The organism is Marinobacter sp. ST-43, assembly GCF_030541085.1.
Taxonomy (GTDB): Bacteria; Pseudomonadota; Gammaproteobacteria; order Pseudomonadales; family Oleiphilaceae; genus Marinobacter; species Marinobacter nauticus.
Map to the genome: position 1 here is coordinate 26,329 of NZ_JASSVO010000022.1, position 21,247 is coordinate 47,575.

Consider the following 21,247-nt stretch of genomic DNA (forward strand, 5'->3'; position numbering starts at 1 on the left):
CCCCCGTTGGCATTGTCGGAGAGGCTTTCGCGTTTTCTGGCCCGCAAGGGCATTACCTACCAGCCACTGGAAACGGAGCCCGTTGCCAATCTGGACGCGGCGGTGCTTGCTTCGGGTAAACCCCAGCATGACTTTATCAAGGCGACCCTGCTGATCGATATCAATGGGGTGGTTATGGTGGTACACCGTTTTGACAGCACGCTTGATATGGATGCCGTGCACCAGTTCACCGGTCGGCGCATGCAGCCGCTGACGGCGCGCCAGACTTCCCGGTTGTTCGGAGACTGTGACGCCGGATTCGTACCTCCGATCGGAGCCGCCTGGGAGCTGCCGGTTCTGGTGGATGAAGATGTAGTGACAGCCGAAAGTGTGATCTTCTCCGGCGGCACGGACCACAGCCTGGTTGAAATGGACGGCCGGGCCTTCCGCCTGGCTCAGGCTGGCGCCCGGCAGGGGCATCTGGTTATTCGTGGTCAGGGCGTGGAAGATCGCGAAGCCCTGACTCTGGAAGACGTGGCAGACAAACTGCAAAAGCTTTATCGGCTGCCGCCAATGCCGGCTCTGGCATTGCGAATCCTGCGGCTGACCGCCAACACAGAAGCGACGGCCAAAGAGCTGGCCGAGTTGATTGAATTTGACCCCAGTATGACCGCGCAGATCATGCGCTATGCCCGATCAGCGCTGTTCAACTACCCCGGCCAGATAAACTCTGTACAGGAAGCGGTCACCCGGGTCCTCGGCTTTGACCGGGTTGCCCACATTGCCTTGGGTATTGCCTCGGTGCGAGCGTTTGATGTGCCCCGCGGAGGCATGCTCGGCATGGACAATTTCTGGCGCCACTCGCTTTATTGCGCGTTCCTGTGCCAGAACCTCGCCGCCTATTCCGGCCGCGACAAGGGGCTCGCCTATCTGTGCGGATTGCTGCACAACTTCGGCTTGCTACTGGTGGGGCATCTGTTTCCATCGGAGTTTGAAGAGCTTAATGCTCTGCGGGAAATCAACCCGGAGGCAAGCATGCACTCGCTCGAGCAGGAAGTGTTTGGCCACAGTGAGCGCCAGGATATTCTGGCTGTTGGTCATGGTGCCATTGGCGGTATTCTGCACCGGCTGTGGCAGTTGCCGGAAGCCGTAATCAAAGCGGCCGGCATGCACCAGCACATCGGATACCATGGCGAGCACGAGGAATATGTCCAGATGGTGCAGCTGGCCAATGCCATGCTCAAGGAGCGTGGTATCGGTGACGAACTCAATCCTGACGACCTGCCGGCACTGGTTGAAAGCCTTGGGCTCCGGGCGGATGTGCTGGAACGGGTTCAGAGCGACATGGACCAGGTGGCTTCCGATCTGGACGTGTTGGCGTCTTCCCTCGCTTCCTGATTATTCCCAGCCCTGCACCGGCCGTTGAGGCTGCTGACAGCCAGGCTTTCGGACAATGATACGGAGGTCGACTTTCTCTGCCGGGTGTGAGTTCGTATAATGCTGCCTCGTTTTTGTGCGTGTGCGCCGGATACACGGTCCGGAGCCGTCGAGAGGTTGTCGCAAAGGCAGAGGTCTTTGCCATAACTTTTCAAACGATAATATAAAGCAATGGGAGCACAACGTTATGCGAATCATTATGTTAGGCGCGCCAGGCGCAGGTAAGGGCACCCAGGCCCAGTTTATTACCGAGCGTTTCGAGATCCCCCAGATCTCCACGGGTGATATGCTCCGCGCTGCGGTCAAAGCCGAATCCGAGCTGGGCCTGCAGGTTAAAGAGGTTATGGCGTCTGGTGGCCTGGTGTCTGATGACATCATCATTGCCCTGATTGAAGAGCGTATCCAGCAGCCAGATTGCAAGAACGGCTTCCTGCTGGATGGCTTCCCGCGCACCATTCCACAGGCTGAGGCCCTGAAAGACCAGGGTATCGCCATCGACTACGTAGTCGAAATCTCGGTTGAAGACGAAGAAATCGTCAGCCGCCTGTCTGGCCGTCGTGTACACGAGGGCAGTGGCCGCATCTACCACGTTAAATACGATCCGCCCAAGGTAGAAGGCAAAGACGATGAGACCGGCGAAGCGCTGATCCAGCGTGAAGACGACAAGGAAGAGACCGTTCGCAAGCGCCTCAAAATCTATCATGAGCAGACAGCGCCGCTGGTGGGCTTCTACCAGAGCTGGGCAGAGAAAGCCCCGGCCGATGCGCCCAAGTATGTGCGCGTTGAAGGCGTTGGCAGCCTCGACAGCATTCGCGATCAGATTCTGTCCCAACTGAAGTGATCGAAACCGGCTCAGCCCAGGAGGCGTGATTCTGTGAAACTTCTGGCACTGGATACCTCATCCGAGGGCTGTTCCGCGGCACTCTGGCTGGATGGCCGGGTGACCGAGCGATTCGAGGTGGCTCCGCGGGGCCACACTCGCCTGTTAATGCCCATGGTTCGCGAATTGTGCGCGGAGCAGGGCCTGTCCCCAACCGATCTCGATGCGCTGGCGTTCGCCCGGGGCCCAGGCTCTTTCACCGGGCTGCGGATTGCAACCGGTGTAGTCCAGGGATTGGCCTGGGGGCTGGATATCCCCGTGGTTCCAGTGTCGTCCCTGGCGGCGGTGGCGCTCGCGGCGATCGAAACGCACGCCCTGCAGGAGGGTGATTGCATTGCGGTGGCCTTTGACGCCCGCATGGGGGAGGTTTACTGGGGCGTGTTCCGCTGTGAGGCGGGGCTTCCAGTGTTGCTGAGCGAGGAGCGGGTCTGCCCGCCTGACGCGGTGACTCTGCCACCGGATGCCGGTGGCAACTGGTACGGCGCCGGTCAGGGCTGGACCCTGAAAGAGCAGATGCCCGGTGAACTCGTTGAACGCCTCGCAGCCATTGACGATACGTTGTTGCCGGCAGCGGCTCAGGTGGCGAAGCTGGCCGAACAGGGAATGTCGAACGGGCAGGCGGTGCCAGCAGAGCAGGCACAACCGGTGTATATCCGGGACGAAGTGGCCTGGAAGAAGTTGCCCGGTCGGGAGTGAACCCCGCTCCAACCGCCGTCTTTGCATTCTGCACCAGATCCTCCATAATGCGATGACGACTCTGAATCCTCACCCCGGTGGTGCGTTATGATTGGCGGCATCAATCCCTCAAATCCTTCGTTGTACCAGGCGGGTAATAACTCCCCGGCCCGGGAACGCACGGATGTATTCCGCACCCCGGCGGCGGACCCCCAGGCACTTGCCACGGGTGATGTTCGCAACCAGCTCAATACCGCCCGTCAGGATCGGGATACCGCCCCCGGTAATCCGGCACAGCCCGGTGGTACCGGCCCGGAACTGGACAGCCGGCGTGTCGAAGCCCGGCGCGCGGCGGAAGATGCCCGGCTTGAACGTTTCCGCGCAGATGAATTGCCGCTTCCTGCCGCCCGCGCGCTGTCGGCTTTTGCCGGCGTTGCCGCTGCCGGACAGGAGTTTGAGAGCGGCAGCGTGCTGAGCGGAATTGATATTCTGGTCTGATGCCGTCGCCTTCCTCTCACACCGAGCTTCCGGATTCCTCGTCTCTCCGTCACATCCTGGCCGTTGCTCATAGCCCCGTGGCTGAACCGGGCGTAGCCCGTACGCTGGCCACCGAGCTGGGGCTTGACTGGCTGGGCGTGGTCGCCCCCAAACAGGTTCGGGACTACGGTCTTCTATTGTTCATGGACGAGCATGGGCTGGCGTTACAACAAACCGGTAAAGGTGCGCCCGGGCCAGTCAGGGCGGAATTTGTCAGTGGCAAGATGGGCTACCGGCGCGAGCACGGTGGTGGCGCTGGCCAGTTGGTGGCGCGCGCCGTGGGTATGCAGAAAACCCGCGCTCCGTTGCAGGTGCTTGATGCCACCGCCGGCCTCGGCCAGGACGCCTTTGTACTGGCCTCCCTGGGGTGCCAGATGACACTGTTCGAGCGTAACCCGATCATTCATGCCCTGTTGGCCGATGGCCTGTACCGGGCTAGCCTGAATGAGGCTTGTGCACCGATTGTGGCGCGAATGACGCTGCACTCTGGCAACTCACTGGACTGGATGAACCAGGCAGGACCCGAAGCCGTCGATGTGGTCTATCTGGACCCGATGTTTCCGCATCGGGACAAGTCTGCGCTGGTCAAGAAGGAAATGCAGGTGTTCCGGCAGGTGGTGGGTGATGATGACGACGCCAGCCAGCTACTGGAGGCCGCGCTCGGCTGTGCCCGCTATCGGGTGGTGGTCAAACGCCCCCGCAAGGCACCCGCGATCGCCGGACCGGAGCCGGCTGCACGGGTTGAGGGTAAAAGCAGTCGCTACGACATCTATCCGATCCGGGCGCTGCCGGCCTGACAGTGCCGCAGCGATCTGTCAGGCGTCGAGCATGGTGACCTGCTGGATCGCCTGGCGTTTCTCCACGCTCAGAACCAGACGGGCGTCTTCAGCCACTTCATCCAGACCCTCGCCATAGCACAGCCGGCCGTCTTCATCGGTTGTGAGAACGCCGTTTTTCTGCATATTGGCGATGAAGTTCCGGAACAGGGTCTTGTCAAAGAACTCCGGTGCGTTCAGGCCGAACAGAATCGACATCCGTTCCGCCAGCAATGTGCTCTGTTCTTCCAGCTCTGCCGCCGTCAGGTTGCCGGAGCCATATTTCCTGAGTATGCCCAGGGTGATGTGATAGCGTTCCAGGGTCTGGATGATGAAGCGGGACAGAATCCGCGACCGCAGCATCGCTTCGGTACCTTCCTCAGGCCGTCCCAGACGCTCATCCTCAAGCCTGATCAGCAAGCCCTGGTCCACCAGCACGTCAATCCACTGATTGATCACCGCGTCTACCTTTTCCTGGTCATACTGCAGGAACAGCTCTGACTGCAGGTAGGGATAGGCGACGCTGGTGAGGAAAACGATCTTTTCCCGGCTCAGGCTGGCCTTGTTCTCGAACAGGCTGGCAATGAGGGCTGGCAGAGCAAACAGATGCTGGATGTTGTTCCGATAGTAAGTCATCAGGATGGCGTTCGAGCCCTCCAGGGCAATAATGTCGCCCAGTTTCTGGGGCTGACGGGTAATCAGCCCCATGTTCTCGCAATAGGCAATCCAGTCCCGGCCGCTGCCTTCGGGCAGGGTAATGGTTTCGGCATAGGGATAGGCGCGGAGCAGGTCAGCATACTTGTCCAGCAGGCGGATCAGCTGGCCCTCATCCATCGCCAGCCGCTCAGTGCCCAGCAGAACGGTGGCCGTCATGCCAATCGGGTTCACGGCCACCGAGGCGTTGATGTTGCTGGCCACACGCTGGGACAGATTATCAACGGCCTGGTTCAGCCAGGGGGGACGATACTCGGTGTCATAGGCTTCGTGGCGCCAGCTTTCGTGAACGTCGTCCAGTACCTTGTCCAGGTGGATCGGATCACCGAAGTTGACGGCAACGCGGCCAAACGAGTTGGTCAGTTTGCGAGCGGTCTTGGCGAGACCGAAAATGCTTTCTTTCTGTTTCTTTTTCCCGCGCAGCTCGCCGAGGTAGGAGCGCCCTTCCATGACTTTCTCGTAGCCGATGTACACCGGTACAAAAACGATGGGCTTGCGGTGATCCCGCAGGAAGCTTCGCACGGTCATTGACAGCATGCCCGGGCGCGGAGGCAGCATGCGGCCGGTCCGGGAGCGGCCACCCTCGACGAAATACTCCACCGAGTAGCCCCGGGTGAACATCACATGCATGTACTCGTTGAACACCGTGGCGTAAAGCGGGTTGTCCTTGAAGCTGCGGCGCATGAAAAACGCGCCACCACGTCGCAGGATTGGTCCCACGATGGGCATGTTCAGGTTAATGCCTGCCGCAATGTGGGGCGGCATCAGGCCGTTTTTGTAGAGCACATAGGACAGCAGCAGGTAATCGATGTGGGAGCGGTGGCAGGGTACGTAGACCACAGCGTTGTCCTGTGCCGCTTCCTTGGCTACCCCAATGTTGTGAATGGCAATGCCGTTGTAGATCCGGTTCCAGAGCCAGGCCAATACCAGCTCCAGGAAGCGAATAGTCACAATCGACATGCTGGCGGCGATTTCGTCTGCGTATTTGTATGCCTTGGCGCGGACCTTCTCCGGCGGGATGTCGTCCTTCGCTGCAGTCTCACGGATGGCTTCCTTGACCGCCTGGGTACGTACCAGCCCCTCCACCAGGGTGCGTCGATGCGACAAATCCGGCCCCAGCACCGCCTGGCGTACACGACGGAAGTGGGTTCGCAGAATTCGCGCCAGCTTGCGGTTGGCCTTCTGTTCGTTGTCGCGATACTCGTCCACCACCTGCCTGAGTGACAGCGGTTGGTTGAACTGCACGTAGGTGTTGCGGCCATGCACCAGAATAATCAGAAATTTCTGCAGGCGGCCCGCCACCGACCAGGTGTCCGAGAGCAGCAGCTTGACCAGGGACTTTTCCTTGTCGGGTGAGCGACCCCAGAACAGCGAGACGGGCACAATCTGGACGTCCTGATCCGGATGTTCCAGCCCGAAGTGGACCAGATCAGTAAATTCCCGGGTAGGCACCGGCTTGTGCCGGCCGCCCCGAAACAGGCCGCCAATGCGTTTGTAAAGGAAGAAAAACGAATGCGAGGGCCCGTTCTTGACCGGCAAGGTATCTGTGGCGCCCGGTAACCGGGCCCGGATGACTTCCTGCTCCAGCACCAGCCGGCTCGAAAGTGAGCTGTACTGGAGCACGTAACAGACGGGTTTGTCCGGGTCCAGCCCGAGGGCTTCCAGGGTATTGCCACTGACATCAGTCCTGACCCATAAAAACAGGATCTTTCGGAAAAGAGACAGGATCAGGCTGCGAATGCCCTGATAAAGTCGCATAAACGGTTACTCCGGTCCTGGAAACAGGCGCCAAGTTTAACGGGTTGGGGCGGTAGCGGAAAGTCGTGCACCAATTCTTGGTGATGAATGTGATGTGGTACATTTCGGGACTGGTATACAGGCAGCAGGAAAGGCAGGGCATGGCAGACGACAAGGTACAGTGGGTACCCGGGTGGAATGAGGCCTCGCCGGAGCAGGGTGATCTGCTGCTGGCGTTCACGGGCAACAGTATTCTGAAGCCGGCGGATGGCTGGTTCCTTCGCTGGGGTGGCCCGGAAATGGGTGGAAGCCGGCCGGAGGCGCTGTCCCTGGGCGCCTGGGAGGGGCGCCCTCTGTATGTCACCATGCTGCCGGACACCGGTGTGCCGGGCATGCAGACGCTGTCCCTGCGTGAGGCTATGCTGCTTACGCCCGGGGCGCCGGTGGATCTGCTCAGTACCGGTTATCAGGTCTGGCAGTGGTGGCAGGACCATCGTTACTGCGGCCGCTGTGGAGAGAAAACCGGAGCCCATCCCCGCGAACGGGCGCGCTGGTGCAACCGGTGTGGCATCCCCTGGTACCCGCGTATTGCCCCTTGCATCATTACCGTTATTCGCCGGGACGACCGCTTCCTGCTGGCAAAATCCGCGCGGGTCACCCGCAACTTCTACAGTCTGATCGCTGGTTTTGTGGAGCCGGGCGAGAATCTGGAGCAGGCGGTGGCCCGGGAGGTGATGGAGGAAACCGGCTTGGCGGTGACCAACATTCGCTATCAGGGGTCGCAGCCCTGGCCATTTCCTCACCAGTTGATGCTGGGCTTCTTTGCCGACTACGAGAGTGGTGAATTGCGGTTGCAGGAAGACGAACTGGCGGATGCTGGCTGGTTTACGGTGGATGAACATCCTCCGGTTCCGCCGGAAACCACCATAGCAGGGCGATTAATCAACGCCCTGAAAGCAGAGATTACTGCCGGCAATGGTGGTAACCACCATGATTGACCGTCGCCCGAGGGTGCTGGTGTTTGATTCCGGGGTCGGTGGCCTGAGTGTCGCCGCCTGTATCCACCAGACGTTGCCCGGTGCGGAGCTGGTTTACCTGGCAGATAATGCCGGCTTTCCCTATGGCGACAAGCCCGAACAGGTGGTGATCGAGCGCTGTTGCACGCTTATACGGCAATGTCTGGCTGAGTTTCCGTGCGATGTGGTGGTGGTGGCCTGTAATACCGCCAGTACCGTTGTCTTGCCCGAGCTCAGGGCCACTATTGCTGTGCCGGTGGTCGGGGTGGTGCCGGCGGTCAAACCGGCGGCAGCCTGTTCCGTCAATCGCCGCATTGGCCTGTTGGCGACACCGGCGACGGTCAAACGCGCCTATCTGGATGATCTGATTCAGAAGTATGCCCGGGATTGTGAGGTATTCCGCATTGGTCATCCGGCCCTGGTGCGCTGGGCTGAGGAGCTGGTTGGCGGCTCTGCGCCGGATCAGGTGGAGGTGGATGACGCCATGGTGCCGCTGCGCGAAGCCGGTGTCGACACGGTGGTTCTGGGCTGCACTCATTACCCGCTATTGTTGCCCTGGTTACGCACGGCGTTGCCGGAGGTGATGCACTGGGTGGAGTCCGGCGAGGCGATAGCCCGCCGCGTGGCCTGGTGGTTTGAACAGGCCGGTGACCTGGCCTGTGCGCAGACACCGCCGAACCAGTCCGGGGCTGTGGTGACCAGTGCCTGCTTTTCTGGTGATGCGCCGGAAGACCTGGGCCCGTTCATGTCGGAAATGGGCATCCCGGTGGTGATGGTGGCCGGTCACTGGCCCGGCGTTACAGCAACCGGGTCAGTTTGAACATGGCGAGGAATTCCAGCGCCGGGATCGCCCGCTTGTGGCAGCAGTAGGTTTTGAAGCCATCGCCGCGGAAGCGTGATTTTGTGAACTCCAGCCCCTTGAAGTTATACAGGAAGTTTCCTTTCTCATAGATTCCGTGGAGCATCTTCTTGAGCAGCCGGCTTTCCTGGTGTTCCGTGGCCTTGTCGAGGGACAGAGGTATCAGGCCCAGGTCCAGAAATGGCACACCCTCGGCCTTGAACACATCCATGGCGTGGGCCATCAGGGTATAGAAGATACCCTGACGGAAATCCGCGTTGGCGCGGGAGATGTTGGGCACATAACTGATAATTTCGTTGTTGCGATAGATCGGGTCGAAGTAGATAAAGCCGACGGCTTTGCCATCCTGATAGGCGTAGAAATGGCGTTCGTTTTCCCGATAATCCATTTCCATCGGGCGAATCAGGAAACGGATTTCGTTGCTCTTGCATTTTCGGGTGCGAATCCAGGCTTCCGAGATTTCCCGCGTGTGGTCATCACTGAAACGCTCTTTCACCGTGATCCCGTTCTTTTCGGCCTGGTTCAGGGCGGTTCTCAGAATCTGCTTTTTCTTGCCGCTGAGGGACCATTTGCGCAGGTCGATGCGGGATTCGCTGCCAAACTGGGTGCCGTAGAGCCCGAAGCGTAGATGCAGGAAATCCACCACCGGTTTGGAGACCTGGATGTAGCAGGCATTCGGGAACTTCTGGTGGAAGCGCTCCAGAATCACCGGGAAGTTCTCGGGTGCGCAAACCGGGTCTGACAGCACAAAGGTGCCGCCCCATTTACGCATGTAGGCCACGTAGCCCATCCCTTCAACATCGAAGTACTGCATCCCCGGCTGCAGAGTCGAGAAGGACTGTGAGTGCACGCCGAACTGCTTGAGGTAGTTCACCCGCTCTGAAAACGTAAACTGTCCGTCGGTGAGTCCCTGGGTACGGTCCAGTGCAAGAATCTGGTCTGACATGATGACGCTCCCGATAACCTGTTGTTGTTTTTGGTGTCAGGGGTTCAGGCCTGTTTTCGGCCGAGGATGGACCAGTAGCAGTCCATGTTCAGAAGCTTGAAGTGCTTCTTCTCGGTTACCTGCAGGCCCAGGCGCTGCATGTGCTCGGGGTAGTTGTAGATCTTGTGGAAGGCGTTGTTGGCAAACAGCCAGAAAATGAACACCGCCATGTACCAGTAGAGTTTCTTGAACATGCGGGACAGGATGTTGCCCGTCGGGTAGCAGAAGTCGCCGACAACCACTCTGGCATCGGCCTTGCCCAGGCGAATCAGGTGCTCGAGCACTTTGACCATCATGTCTTCGTCAAACACGTTCAGGAAAAAGTTGGCGACTACCATGTCGTATTGCTCGAACTCATCCACCTTCATGATGTCGCTGTGGATACGGCGTATGGTCAGATGAGGCGCTTCTTTATGCTGGGCATCGGCGAATTTGCGCAGCATGGTCTCGGACAGATCGACCACCGTTACCTCCGCTCCCAGCTCTGCGGCTCGGATAGCGTCCCGGCCGTGGCCGACGCCGGCAAAGAGAATGCGGTCTCCGGGTTTTACCGTTTCCACATCCAGCATGGCGGTCTTGCAGCGATGGATGTTCTTGCCGCTGTAGAGATTGCTGAGAAAATCGTAGACGGGGCCAATATACTTGTACTTGTCGCGCATGATGACTGCTGCCTTCTTCTTGTTCCCTGGTTGTCCGCCACCGTTATTGTGATTGTTGCTCCGACAGCCTGTCGGACATTCCGGTGATCGGTTACTGATAAACCGAGCTTAGAGAAGGGGTAGGTTGAAAGATGTGCAGTACTGCGCATTTCCGGATACACAAAGTAACGTAAGGATACACTTTGCAAACCGGGTCAATGTTTTGGTTCAGAGTGTCAGACAATCGATAATCGTTTTAGCCGGTGTATGCGAAGGCCAGCCCATCTTTGGCCAACAACCGTGTAATGTCGGCGGCGGGTCGGGCGGGGCCGTAGAAGAAGCCCTGAACCTGGTGACAGCCGAGGCTTTTCAGGTAAGCAAGTTGGTCGTCCGTTTCCACACCTTCGGCCACAATCTCAAGTTTCAGGCCGTGAGCCATGGCGATAATGGCGTTGACGATGCAGGCTCCGTCTTCCCCACTGCGTATGGCTTTAACAAAGGACTGGTCCACTTTCAGAGTGTGAATCGGTAGACGATGCAGGTAATTGAGCGAGGAATAGCCGGTACCGAAATCGTCGATGGCGATGCGCACGCCGGTGGCGGCCAGCTCCTTGAGCTTGCGGCTGATCTGTTCAAGATCATTCATGATCACATTTTCTGTGATTTCGATTTCCAGGTTATCGGCCGGGAAGTTGTGGGCGGCCACCCGGTTCATCAGGGTTTCGACGAATCTGGGGTGCTCCACCTGGCTGGGGGAGAGGTTCACCGCCAGGCGCAGGTCGGAATGCCCGCTACTGATCCAGCGGCCCACGTCGCGGCAGGCCTGATCGATAACCTGCTCACTGAGTTTGCCAACCAGCCGGGTTTCTTCTGCCAGGGGCAGGAAATCCCCGGGGTAGAGCAGTCCCCGTTCCGGGTGCTGCCAGCGCACCAGGGCCTCCAGGCCCACCACCCGGTTGGAACGGGAGCATACCTGTGGCTGGTAAAACACCCGGAGCTCGTTGCGTTCCAGTGCCAGGCGAAGATCCCGTTCCAGGCTCAGCCGGTTGGCGGTGTTGATGCTCATGCTGTCGGAATAGAAGCGATAGCCATCCTTGCCTCGCGCTTTCACGTGGTACATGGCAATATCGGCGTTCTGTATCAGCAGATCCATGGTCTCGCCGGCTTCCGGGAACACTGAAATCCCGATGCTGACCCCCACAAAGACCTCGTGGTCCCCCAGTTGGAACGGCGCTTTCAGAGCGTGGATCAGTTTACGGGCGATGTTCCTTGCGTCGTCATGGCCGTGAATGCTCGGCAATAACAGGGTGAATTCATCGCCCCCGAATCGGGACAAGGTGTCTCCGCGGCGCAGGCACTTTTCCAGTCGATGCGTGACCGCCTGCAACAGGCGATCTCCCATGGCGTGTCCGAGCGTGTCGTTAACCACCTTGAAGCGGTCCAGGTCCAGAAACATCACTGCAAGTTTCTGCTGGCTGCGTCGCGCGTGGGTGATGGCCAGTTCCAGCCGGTCTTTGAACAGAGCCCGGTTGGGCAGCCGGGTCAGCAGGTCGTGGTAGGCCTGGAAATTGATGAAGGCCTCGGCCTCCTTGCGTTCGGTCACATCGCGGGCAATGCCATAATACCGCGCTGGCTGGCCGGTGCAGCCGCCCTGTGTCTTGCCGGTCTGGGGCCAGGTTTGCGGGTCTACCGGGAAGGCGGTGATCTCGAAATGCCGGGTGGCCTTGCGGCTGCCCCGGGTTTTCAGGCGGACCTCCAGCACCCGAGGATTATCGGCAGAGATATTGGGGCCCTGCAGGGCATAGGTGCCACGGGCCACGTCCCGGTCATCCAGTATATGGCGGAAATGCTGCCCGCAGAGCTCTGAGGGCTGATAGCCGAGCAGGCTTTCGACCTTGTTGTTGATGAAGCAGATATGCCCGGTTTCATCGAGCATGAACACGATGTCCGGCGAGCTGTTGACGATATAGCGGTGCAGAGCCTCGGATTTCTCCAGCCGGGACTGAACCATCTCATGGGCACGAATAAGCGACTGCTTGCCCAGAACACCTTCCACAGTTGCCAGCAATTCTTCCGGGTCAAAGGGTTTACGGATGTAATCCAGTGCGCCCCGGCGCAGAGCCCGACTGACGGTGCTGAAAGACGACTCTCCGCTGACCACAATGACACCGCAATCCGGCTGCAGCCGGCCGGTTTCCGCCATTACCTGGAAACCGTCCAGCTCTGGCATGTTCAGATCCAGCAGCGCCAGGTCAAAGGCTTGCCGGTGAAGCTGTTCACAGGCCTGCCGGCCACCGTGGGCTTCTGACACCTCAAAACCACGGCTCCGTAGCAGGTCAGCCAGGGTTTTAAGCAGGCGAGGCTCGTCGTCCGCCACCAGGATGCTGGGACGTCGTGAAAGGCTGGAGGGCGCTGTGGTCTGTTCGCTTGCCATGGCTGGGTGTCCGTGGTTTCGTCGTCAGTCGGTGTCGTTATCGTTATGACTTGCCGCCGGCAGCAGTATCCGGAAGGCCGTACCCTCCTGGCCGGTGTGGCAAGCAATGATGCCCTCCATGTCATCAATCAGTTGTTTGACAATGCTCAGCCCCAGGCCGCTATGGCCATCTCCCTTGGTGCTGTTAACCGGTTCAAACAACCGGCGCTGCAGTGCTTCCGGAATGCCGGGGCCGTTATCGGCTACCTGCAATTCAACCCAGCGACGCCGGTTCTGGAACAGGGGTGCCGTGGTGCTCAGAGTGACCGTTCCGGACCGGTCATCAAAGCCCTCTGATGCGTTTCGGACCAGGTTCAGGACAATCTGGCGGACCGCAGACGGCGCCGCCTGCACTCGGGCGTCTGCGTTGCAGAGATTCAGGCGAAGCTCCCGGCTGTCATCGTGGAACAGACTGTCCTGGAGGATTCTGCCCAGGCCGGTCAGTTCCTCGTTCAGATCGGTGTCGGAACCTGTTGCTTCGGCGGTGTGCTGGCTGATCTGCAACAACAGGTTGCCGGCACGGTCAAGCTCTTCCTGGATGATGTTCAGCTCATCCTGAACGGTTGAGTCCTGGAGCCGGCTGCGCAGCTGGAACAGGTACTGGCGGATAATCGTGAGCGGGTTGCTGACCTCGTGCACCTGTCGGCGCAGGCGGTCGTTCACCATTTGCTGTTCCGAGCCAAGGCTGTCGGCCGATGACTGCTCAAGAACCGCCGAGAGTTGCCGGGTGAACAATTCTCCGAGGTTACGTGCGCCCACCAGTGTCTGGTCGTCGATACCAATCACGAAGACACTGGCACCGGTGGCAACGGGGAGTGCCAGTAGTGAGGGGGCGCCGAGCAGGGAGCACAGCTGTTGATCAAGCACGGTGGGTTCGGCTTGATCCATGGTTGTGGTGGAGTCGGTTCTGAGGGCAGTGGTCAGCGCACTGTCGCCGGAGGCCGGGTTAATGGACAACTCCGGCAGTTGCCGGCAGGTGCCTGAACGCAGCGTAAGATCCTCACCCTCCCGGCTGAAGCAGAGCACGGGCAGGCCGGTGATAAGCGTCAGGCTGCTGGCTGCTTCCGACACCAGTGTCGCGATGTTTTCCGGGCCAGATGATGGCAATGCCAGCGCTGTCCGCACCATGGTGTGCTCCAGCAGCCGTTGATTCAACTGACGTCTGGCCTCGCGGGCATCGTAGTCAGTATCCAGAGGGATACCGAGGGATGCGGCCACGCTGGCAACCTCTTCGCCGATCTTCTTGTTGATCTCACGGGTCAGATCTTCCTGCAATCCGAAGATGGTGGCCGCTGCCCCTACGCCTACGGCATCAGACAGAGCGAGCCGGGTAGAGAGACTGACCACCTTGACCAGGTGCCCGGCATCCCTCAGTTGTCCTGGCAGGGCCTGTTGATAGCGCATGGCATCGACAGCCATTGTGCCCAGCCCCCAGGAGGACACAAGCCCGGCGGCGATGTCGTTCTGCTGGTTCAGTATCTGTTGCTTGCGTTCGGGGCAAGGTGTTTTGATCGCAATGAGCTCGCCAATGTTATGCATCATCCCCAGAAGAAAGGCTTCTTCCGGTTCCGGGTAGCGGGTCAGCGTAGCCAGCGTCTTGGCCGTCAGTGCGGTGGTCAGGGAGTGCCGCCAGAAGTCCCTCAGTTGTTGCCACTCGTCGCCTCCAAGTTCAAACATCAGCTGTCGCAGCGCGGACGTCAGTAGCAGCGTCTGGAATTTTCGGGTCCCCAGTCTCAACAGGGCCTGTTCAACAGAATGGCTGGGAGCTCCCCGTTGGTATAGCGCGGAGCTGGTGAGGGCGAGTAACCGGGTAACGAGGGCGGTGTCGGCAGAAACGATACGGCTGATTTCGCGATAGCTTTGACCGGAATGGCAGGCGTCCAGAGCGCGCAGGATAACCTCCGGAAGGCTCGGCAGCTGTAGATCTGACGCAATATCCGTCGCTGTAGTCATGGCACGCCCCTATAGTCCTGCGCGGTCCGCTGATGGCCGTGCGCAAGCTTCCCTGTTCTGTATTGAAATAATATGACAGGGTGTTCATTCTTCTTGTTGGTCCCTGAGCTTAGACAATAATCTGTCACTATTAAATACTTATTGGTGCTTTTTTAAGCGATCTATCATCCGGTCTGTGATATGTGTACCCTTTTTACAGGTTAAAATGTCGCTTATAGTGACAAGTTTAAGCGTCCAGGCTGTTTTTCATGGAAGTCCCCAAGCAGACACAAAGCCAGAACCCAGCGCAAAAATCGCGCCAGACCCGAACCATTGCCATTACGGGTGGAAAGGGCGGTGTTGGCAAGACCACGGTGGCGCTGAACCTGGCCATTGCTCTGTCCGAGCAGGGCCAGAAGGTGCTTCTGCTGGATGGCGATACTGACCTTGCCAACGTCAGCATTATGGTAGGTGCCTACCCTCAGCGCACGCTTGCCGATGTGGTGGCGGGGCGATGCGTCATGCAGGATATTATCATGACCACTTACGGCGGGCTGGATCTGATCCCAGGTGCATCCGGTGTGCAGGACTGCATGGAGCTGTCGGAGCAGGGCGGCCTGGCTGTTCTGCGGGCCCTGCACGAGCTCGAGAACCGCTACGATACGGTCATCATCGATACGGCTTCGGGGTTACAGGCCGTGGGTTTGCATATGATTGCCGCCGCCGAGCTGGCCTGTCTGGTTGTTACGCCGGACCCAGCCTCGCTCACTGATGCTTTCTCGCTGATGAAAGTGCTCAAGCGCCGCGGCTACCGCCGAACCCCGGCAGTGATCGTTAATATGGCGCAGGGGGCCAGTCAGGCGCGCTCAGTGTTTCAGCGCTTCAATGGTGCCTGCCAGCGCCACCTGCAAAGGTCGCTGCATTATCTGGGCGCGCTCTGGCGTGATGAAACCCTGCGTCAGTCAGTGCTTAATCAGACGCCGGTGACAGTCCTCCCGGCCTCGGATCCCTCCTGTCGGCAGTTCCACTCTCTGGCAGAAATGCTGAACGTTCATGTTGGCCGACTGCCCCCAAGAAAGGCGGGGATCGCCGCTTATTGGTACCGGGCCGCCAAACGCGCCACTGAGGCGGACGCAGGTAATGGTCAGAGCAGCGGGGCGGATAAAAGCAGCCGGCAGCATTGTCTGGATCTGATCGCACAATTAGAGAAGGCCATGATATCGGTACCCGATGATGTCATGCTCAGATATGAAGCATTTACCCGGCTGTTTGCACTGTTGGGGCGCAGTCCCGATGCCGACACGGTGGAGATCATTCAGACCAGTCTCGCCGCCATGAACTGGGATAAGCTGCCGACTCGCGATCGCGCCAGTCTTGCTCGTCATTTGCGGCATTTGTCAGATGAGTTGGCGCCACCGCCGAGTGACCAGCCCCCCTCTCAGGCGGTTCATCACAGCCTTGAGGGCCCTCTGTATGACCGGGTCAGTTTCGGTGAGCAGGAGCAACTGGTACGCGCCCTGCGGGAAAAACCGGCCAATGTCTCACTGGACGACCTGCTGCGGGCGCTGGCGGGCAAAGACCGAACGGGCTCCTGAGGCAGCCGTTTCCGGGGCGATCCATGTGCCTTTTTAATTGTCATTTTATTAGCGTTTTTTGTGTCGTAATTTTGCAGTCTGTCACCGTGCTGTCACGTTCGTTGTGTGAGAATTGACCGATATCGTGGCTCGTGGCCCGCAATATGCAGGCACTCTGACAGGCGGTTGCAACAGGGAATCAGTGACGACGGGGAAAGGGATGTGCCCCGCCCGCACAGTACTGGCCGGCGTCAGATCGGCATTAGTGATCTCAGAGAAGGAGTTCTATCATGGCAATACAGCAGGTACATCACGCTGACACTTCATCATCAAAGGTGCTCGGACAGCTACGCGGCAAGCGGGTTCTGATCACCGGTACCACCGGCTTTCTGGGCAAGGTGGTCCTCGAAAAGCTGATTCGGGCGGTGCCTGATATCGGCGCTATTTACCTGCTGATCCGGGGCAATAAACGGCACCCGGATGCTCGTTCCCGTTTCCTGGAAGAAATTGCCACGTCCTCGGTGTTTGACCGTCTTCGCGAGGCCGATTCAGAGGCATTTGACGCCTTTCTGGAAGAGCGCATTCACTGCGTGACCGGTGAGGTGACCGAAGCGGGTTTCGGGATAGGGCAGGAAGACTATCGCAATCTCGCCACCGAACTGGATGCGGTGATCAACTCCGCTGCAAGCGTGAATTTCCGTGAAGAGCTCGACAAGGCGCTGGCCATCAACACCCTGTGCCTTCGGAATATTGCCGGCCTGGTGGATTTGAATCCGAAGCTTGCGGTCCTGCAGGTCTCCACCTGCTATGTCAATGGCATGAACTCGGGGCAGGTAACCGAATCGGTGATCAAGCCGGCAGGCGAGGCCGTGCCGCGTTCCCCGGACGGCTTCTATGAGATAGAAGAGCTCGTTCGCCTGCTTCAGGATAAAATTGAAGACGTTCAGGCCCGTTATTCCGGCAAAGTGCTGGAGAAGAAGCTGGTGGACCTGGGAATTCGGGAAGCCAACCGCTATGGCTGGAGCGATACCTACACCTTTACCAAGTGGCTGGGCGAACAGTTGCTGATGAAGGCGTTAAACGGGCGCACCCTGACCATTCTGCGTCCTTCGATTATCGAAAGTGCCCTGGAGGAGCCGGCGGCCGGCTGGATTGAGGGGGTGAAGGTGGCAGATGCCATCATCCTGGCTTACGCACGGGAAAAAGTGACCCTGTTCCCGGGCAAACGCTCCGGTATCATCGATGTGATTCCAGTGGACCTGGTGGCCAACTCCATCATCCTTTCCCTGGCGGAAGCTCTTGGAGAACCCGGTCGGCGACGCATCTATCAATGTTGCAGCGGGGGCGGCAATCCAATCTCCCTGGGTGAGTTCATCGACCATCTCATGGCGGAATCAAAAGCCAATTACGCTGCCTACGATCACCTGTTCTACCGGCAGCCCAGCAAGCCGTTTCTGGCGGTTAACCGGGCGCTGTTTGATTTGGTGATCAGTGGTGTTCGCTTACCGCTCTCCCTGACGGATCGTGTGCTCAAATTACTGGGAAATTCCCGGGACCTGAAAATGCTCAGGAACCTGGATACCACCCAGTCGCTGGCAACCATTTTTGGTTTCTACACCGCGCCGGATTATATCTTCCGCAACGATGAGCTGATGGCGCTGGCGAACCGGATGGGTGAGGTCGATAAAGGGCTGTTCCCGGTGGATGCCCGCCTCATTGACTGGGAACTCTACCTGCGCAAGATTCACCTGGCCGGGCTCAATCGCTATGCCCTGAAAGAACGAAAGGTGTACAGCCTGAAAACCGCGCGCCAGCGTAAAAAAGCAGCCTGAAAATCTTCTCCGGGGCAGGAAAGCGTTTCTGCCCCGGATTCTTCCTTCTGTTTTGGCCATTTCCTGCGGGCCAACTATCCTTAAGAGTGTTACCTGGTAGTGGCCCGTCCCTGCCCTTATCGCTGCATTTCTGAGCAGGTTGCCCCTAATTGCCGGGCATCTTAGGACGTTAGTCTAATTCATTGTGCGGTGGCACACATGTTGAACTACAGGCATCTGTCTTGCGGGCGAAAAACGCCCGACCACCCTGAATTTAAAAACCGACAATGACAACAGACTCAGATCAAGGGGGAGCACAATGACTGACAAGCAGGTATATCCGGTAAGTCCGGAGGTCGCCGAGCGCGCACTGGTCAGCAAATCGCAATATGAGGAAATATATCGCCAGTCCGTAGAGGACCCGAATACCTTCTGGGGCGAGCATGGCAAGCGTATTGACTGGATCAAGCCGTTCACCAAGGTCAAGAACAGTACCTACGATTACAATAACTTATCCATCAAATGGTTCGAGGACGGTGTCCTGAACGCCTCGGCCAACTGCCTCGACCGTCACCTGGAACAGCGGGGCGATCAGACCGCGATCATCTTTGAGGGGGACGATCCCTCGGTATCCCGGAATGTCACCTACCGGGAGCTCTACGAAGAGACCTGCAAGTTTGCCAACGTGCTCAAGGATCAGGGCGTCAAGAAGGGTGATGTGGTTACCATCTACATGCCCATGATTGTTGAAACTGCCGTTGCCATGCTGGCCTGCGCACGTATTGGTGCGATCCACTCTGTGGTGTTTGGTGGCTTCTCTCCGGAAGCTCTGGCCGCACGGATTGTGAACGGCAAATCCCGTTTCGTGATTACCGCAGATGAAGGTCTGCGTGGTGGCCGTGCCATCCCGCTGAAGAAGAACGTGGATTCCGCCCTCAAGCATGAGGACGACGCCAAGGTCGACAAGGTGATCGTGGTGTCTCGCACCGGTAACGATCAGGTGCCCTGGACCGAAGGGCGCGACCTGCGTTACGAAGACCTGATGAAGAGCGCCTTGGCCGAATGCCAGCCAGAGCCAATGAATGCGGAAGACCCGCTGTTCATGCTGTACACCTCGGGCTCTACCGGTGCGCCAAAAGGCGTTCTGCACACCACCGGTGGCTACATGGTCTATGCCTCCATGACCCACCAGTACGTGTTTGACTATCACGATGGTGATGTTTACTGGTGTACCGCTGACTTCGGTTGGGTAACCGGCCACAGCTACATTCTCTATGGCCCGCTGGCAAACGGCGCCATCACCCTGCTGTTCGAGGGCGTGCCCAACTATCCGGACAGTTCCCGTATGGGGCAGGTGGTCGACAAGCACAAGGTCAACATCCTGTATACTGCGCCGACCGCTATCCGCGCACTGATGGCGCAGGGTGAGTCCTGCATGGACGGCACCACCCGCGGCAGCCTGAAACTGTTGGGCTCTGTGGGTGAGCCGATCAACCCGGAAGCCTGGGAGTGGTATCACCGCGTTATCGGTAACAGCAAGTGCCCGATCGTAGACACCTGGTGGCAGACCGAGACCGGCGGCATCCTGATTTCTCCGCTGCCTGGCGCGGTGGACCTGAAGCCGGGTTCCGCGACTCTGCCGTTCTTCGGCGTTCAGCCGGCACTGGTGGATAACGAAGGCAACATCCTGGAAGGCAAGACCGAAGGCAACCTGGTGATCCTCGACAGCTGGCCGGGCCAGATGCGCACCATCTACGGTGATCACGAGCGTTTCGTTCAGACTTACTTCAGCACCTACAAGGGTATGTACTTCACCGGTGACGGTGCCCGTCGGGACGAGGACGGTTACTACTGGATTACCGGTCGGGTGGACGACGTTCTGAACGTCTCTGGCCATCGACTGGGCACTGCGGAAGTTGAGAGTGCGCTGGTTGCCCACGACAAGGTGGCTGAAGCTGCGGTGGTGGGTTACCCGCATGACATCAAGGGGCAGGGCATCTACGTGTACGTAACCCTGGTGCAGGGCGAGGAGCCCAGCGACGAGCTCAAGAAAGAGCTGGTACAGTGGGTGCGCAAGGAAATCGGTCCGATTGCCTCGCCGGATGTGATTCAGTGGGCACCTGGACTGCCCAAGACCCGGTCTGGCAAGATTATGCGCAGGATTTTGCGTAAAATTGCCGCTAATGAGCACGATCAGCTTGGAGATACATCCACTCTGGCTGATCCGGGCGTAGTGGATGAGCTGATCAGCAGTCGGGCGTTCAAGTAACGCCTCGCTGCTGGCACTAACTTGTGAGGAATCTGTTGAATGACACAAACAATTATCGTCGCTGATGATCACCCGCTGTTTCGGGCAGCACTGAAACAGGCGGTCAATCAGGCGGTGCCGGATGCCGAGACGGTGGAGGTCGACAGCATCAAGGCGCTGCAGGCGGCGGTAGAGTCGCACCCGGACGCGGACCTGATCCTGCTGGATCTGAACATGCCGGGTGCCCATGGCTTTTCGGGTCTGGTGTTCATGCGAGGCCAGTACCCGGGTTTGCCGGTGGTGGTTGTGTCCGGTTCAGAGGATCTGCAGGTGATGCGCCGTTCGATTGATTACGGTGCTTCCGGCTTTATTCCCAAATCGGCACCTTTGCCGACCATTACCGAGGCGATACAGGCGGTGCTGGAAGGGGATGTCTGGCTGCCGGAGGGAGTCGCCGACAAGATTGAGCGGATGCAGGCTGAGACCACGGATTTCTCTGAGCGTCTGGCGTCGCTGACACCGCAGCAGTTCCGGGTGTTGGGGATGCTGGCTGAGGGGCTTCTGAACAAGCAGATCGCTTACGATCTGGATGTTTCGGAGGCGACGATCAAAGCTCACATCACGGCGGTGTTCCGCAAGCTTGGGGTTCGTAACCGGACTCAGGCGGTGATTGCCATTCAGCAGATGGAGCTGGATCCTTCGGAGCAGTCGCTTTCGGGGAGTTGAGGTTTTAGCTTTTCAGTTTGTTTCAAAACGGGAGCCTTTGGAGGCTGTGTAAAAACACGATTTACATAGCTTCTGAGCAGGCCCGCAAAATGCCTCGGACATCGTCCGGGGCATTTTTGCTTTCAATCAGCCTATATTTACAGGCAATAAAGAGGCCTAAGCGCCTCAAGCCAGCCTTGCCAGCATCCCCTTCACGCCCAGCACGTTGATC

The 21,247-nt window shown here is 58.7% G+C and carries 16 protein-coding genes; 11 read left to right on the forward strand and 5 right to left on the reverse strand.

The window, feature by feature from the left end; genetic code table 11:
- The first annotated feature begins 6 nt into the window (after positions 1-6).
- From QPL98_RS17345 to QPL98_RS17365, 5 genes are all read left to right on the forward strand, one after another.
- A complete protein-coding gene (locus QPL98_RS17345) occupies positions 7-1,377 on the forward strand; it encodes an HDOD domain-containing protein (RefSeq protein WP_303293675.1) in 1,371 nt (456 codons plus the stop codon).
- A 226-nt stretch (positions 1,378-1,603) separates the two neighbouring features.
- The gene (gene adk / locus QPL98_RS17350) at positions 1,604-2,257 is read left to right on the forward strand and encodes an adenylate kinase (protein ID WP_023010883.1); all 654 of its coding nucleotides are present in this window, start codon (positions 1,604-1,606) and stop codon (positions 2,255-2,257) included.
- A 33-nt stretch (positions 2,258-2,290) separates the two neighbouring features.
- A complete protein-coding gene (gene tsaB, locus QPL98_RS17355) occupies positions 2,291-2,992 on the forward strand; it encodes a tRNA (adenosine(37)-N6)-threonylcarbamoyltransferase complex dimerization subunit type 1 TsaB (RefSeq protein ID WP_286895009.1) in 702 nt (233 codons plus the stop codon).
- 87 nt (positions 2,993-3,079) lie between these two features.
- Positions 3,080-3,469, forward strand: a complete 390-nt coding sequence (locus tag QPL98_RS17360) for a UDP pyrophosphate phosphatase (RefSeq protein ID WP_273030342.1) — start codon at positions 3,080-3,082, stop codon at positions 3,467-3,469.
- The gene (locus QPL98_RS17365; RefSeq protein ID WP_273030340.1) at positions 3,469-4,305 is read left to right on the forward strand and encodes a class I SAM-dependent methyltransferase; all 837 of its coding nucleotides are present in this window, start codon (positions 3,469-3,471) and stop codon (positions 4,303-4,305) included. Before QPL98_RS17360 ends, QPL98_RS17365 begins: the two co-directional genes overlap by 1 nt.
- Positions 4,306-4,323: 18 nt before the next feature.
- Here QPL98_RS17365 and plsB read toward each other — a convergent pair whose 3' ends face one another.
- Entirely contained in the window at positions 4,324-6,795 is a 2,472-nt protein-coding gene (gene plsB, locus QPL98_RS17370) for a glycerol-3-phosphate 1-O-acyltransferase PlsB (RefSeq protein ID WP_014420784.1), read from the reverse strand.
- Positions 6,796-6,935: 140 nt separating this feature from the next.
- Between plsB and nudC the strand changes: the two genes are divergently transcribed.
- The gene (gene nudC, locus QPL98_RS17375) at positions 6,936-7,772 is read left to right on the forward strand and encodes an NAD(+) diphosphatase (protein WP_303293676.1); all 837 of its coding nucleotides are present in this window, start codon (positions 6,936-6,938) and stop codon (positions 7,770-7,772) included.
- Positions 7,765-8,610 (forward strand): glutamate racemase, encoded by an 846-nt coding sequence (gene murI / locus QPL98_RS17380; protein ID WP_303293677.1) that lies wholly within the window; start codon positions 7,765-7,767, stop codon positions 8,608-8,610. The genes nudC and murI overlap by 8 nt, the downstream gene beginning before the upstream one ends.
- Here the strand turns inward: murI and QPL98_RS17385 are convergent.
- From QPL98_RS17385 to QPL98_RS17400, 4 genes are all read right to left on the reverse strand, one after another.
- On the reverse strand, positions 8,588-9,595 hold the full coding sequence (locus QPL98_RS17385; protein WP_014420787.1) for a DUF2156 domain-containing protein: 1,008 nt from the start codon (positions 9,593-9,595) through the stop codon (positions 8,588-8,590). The genes murI and QPL98_RS17385 overlap by 23 nt on opposite strands.
- Before the next feature lie 44 nt (positions 9,596-9,639).
- Positions 9,640-10,293 carry a class I SAM-dependent methyltransferase gene (locus tag QPL98_RS17390; protein ID WP_011785691.1) on the reverse strand — a complete coding sequence of 218 codons (654 nt, stop codon included), beginning with the start codon at positions 10,291-10,293 and terminating at the stop codon, positions 9,640-9,642.
- 235 nt (positions 10,294-10,528) lie between these two features.
- Positions 10,529-12,706: a bifunctional diguanylate cyclase/phosphodiesterase gene (locus QPL98_RS17395; RefSeq protein ID WP_303293678.1), complete on the reverse strand. Its 2,178-nt coding sequence runs from the start codon at positions 12,704-12,706 to the stop codon at positions 10,529-10,531.
- A 24-nt stretch (positions 12,707-12,730) separates the two neighbouring features.
- A complete protein-coding gene (locus tag QPL98_RS17400; RefSeq protein WP_303293679.1) occupies positions 12,731-14,698 on the reverse strand; it encodes an HDOD domain-containing protein in 1,968 nt (655 codons plus the stop codon).
- Positions 14,699-14,946: 248 nt separating this feature from the next.
- On the opposite strand from QPL98_RS17400, the gene QPL98_RS17405 reads away from it, so the two are divergent.
- The 4 genes from QPL98_RS17405 to QPL98_RS17420 all read left to right on the forward strand — a co-directional run bounded on the left by QPL98_RS17405 (position 14,947) and on the right by QPL98_RS17420 (position 21,036).
- Positions 14,947-16,272, forward strand: a complete 1,326-nt coding sequence (locus QPL98_RS17405) for an AAA family ATPase (protein ID WP_303293680.1) — start codon at positions 14,947-14,949, stop codon at positions 16,270-16,272.
- A 269-nt stretch (positions 16,273-16,541) separates the two neighbouring features.
- Positions 16,542-18,083: a fatty acyl-CoA reductase gene (locus tag QPL98_RS17410; RefSeq protein ID WP_199453770.1), complete on the forward strand. Its 1,542-nt coding sequence runs from the start codon at positions 16,542-16,544 to the stop codon at positions 18,081-18,083.
- 298 nt (positions 18,084-18,381) lie between these two features.
- Positions 18,382-20,331 carry an acetate--CoA ligase gene (gene acs, locus QPL98_RS17415; RefSeq protein WP_303293681.1) on the forward strand — a complete coding sequence of 650 codons (1,950 nt, stop codon included), beginning with the start codon at positions 18,382-18,384 and terminating at the stop codon, positions 20,329-20,331.
- Between the two features lie 39 nt (positions 20,332-20,370).
- Positions 20,371-21,036, forward strand: a complete 666-nt coding sequence (locus QPL98_RS17420; protein ID WP_011785685.1) for a response regulator transcription factor — start codon at positions 20,371-20,373, stop codon at positions 21,034-21,036.
- Positions 21,037-21,247 lie beyond the last annotated feature (211 nt).